Source organism: Pseudomonas emilianonis, assembly GCF_023072625.1.
GTDB classification, from domain to species: Bacteria; Pseudomonadota; Gammaproteobacteria; order Pseudomonadales; family Pseudomonadaceae; genus Aquipseudomonas; species Aquipseudomonas paraveronii.
Genome location: NZ_JAKNRV010000691.1, coordinates 1 through 1,134, shown reverse-complemented (window position 1 = coordinate 1,134; position 1,134 = coordinate 1). Strand labels below are relative to the sequence as shown.

At 64.1% G+C, this 1,134-nt stretch carries 1 protein-coding gene and 1 pseudogene; both read right to left on the bottom strand.

Going from position 1 to position 1,134, the window contains the following annotated elements; all coding sequences use genetic code 11:
• Positions 1-396 (bottom strand): annotated as a pseudogene (locus L9Z73_RS30920) (histone deacetylase family protein); the annotation flags it as partial.
• Positions 397-485: 89 nt separating this feature from the next.
• A partial coding sequence (locus tag L9Z73_RS30915; protein WP_247408784.1) for a M20/M25/M40 family metallo-hydrolase occupies positions 486-1,134 on the bottom strand: 649 nt, incomplete at its 5' end.

Here is a 1,134-nt window from a genome sequence, read left to right as displayed (position 1 = left end):
GCTTTTGGCCGACCAATAGGCCGAGCGCCAGGTCAGTTCGCCGACCGGGCAACTGCCATCCGCCAGGTAGCGCGCGGCTTGGGCGAGGATGCCGCGCAGGGCGTTGGGCTCACGCACGAAGATGTTGGACATGACTTCGTCGCCCCAGTCTTCAGGGATTTCCTTCCAGCGCAGGTGAGCCTCCTGTAGGAAGGCCAGGTAGGACGCGCCGTGTACGGCCAGCAGTGGCTCAAGACCTTGGTCCTCGGGTGACACGATCTCAAAGCCCAGCGTTTGCGCGGCCTGCAGCAGGTTGCGGGCGCGCTCGGGGACTTCCTGCGGCGTGCGCATCTGACCACGGGAGTAGTAGCTGCGCGGATGATGCAGGAGTTGTTCGGGGTGGAAAAACGTTTGCATGGGCATCTCCTGAGTGAGCACGGTGGCCTGTGGGTGCTGACTTGCCTGCACCCATAGCGGATCGTCTTCAGTCTTCCAGAATGAGGTGGTCAGTTGGCGTGGCCGGCACGTTTCAACACGGCGTTGAGTAAGACATCGGCGCCCTGGCGCACGTCCTCGGGCAGTACGTCTTCGGCTTCGTTGTGGCTGAGGCCGCCGACGCAGGGAATGAAGATCATTGCCGTCGGGCAATAGCGTGCAAGGTGGATGGCATCATGGCCCGCGCCACTGACAATGGGCTGCTGGCTGTAACCCAAGGCGTCCACCGCCGCTTGCACGCAGGCCACGCATTCGGCATCGAATGGCGTGGCCGGGCTGATCCAATGAGGGCTGATGGTGACGCTCAGGCCGCGCTTGCGCGCGATGGCCTGCAAGCGCGCCATGACCTGCTGCTCCATCGCCTCAATGTCGGCGTCGCGGTGATGGCGCAGGTCGACGGTGAAGGTCAGCAAACCGGGAATGGTGTTGCGCGAAGACTTGGCAATGCTCAACTCGCCGACAGTGGTGAGGCCCTGGGGAGCGAAATCCGTGGCGAGGCATTCCAGGGCCTGGATCATTTTCGCGGCGCCATACAGTGCGTCCTTGCGCAGCGGCATCGGTGTGGTGCCTGCATGCGCGGCCAGCCCTTCGACCCGCACGTCGAGCCAGCGAATCGCCTGGCCGCCGCTGACCACGCCGATGCTCTTGGCGTTGTCCTCG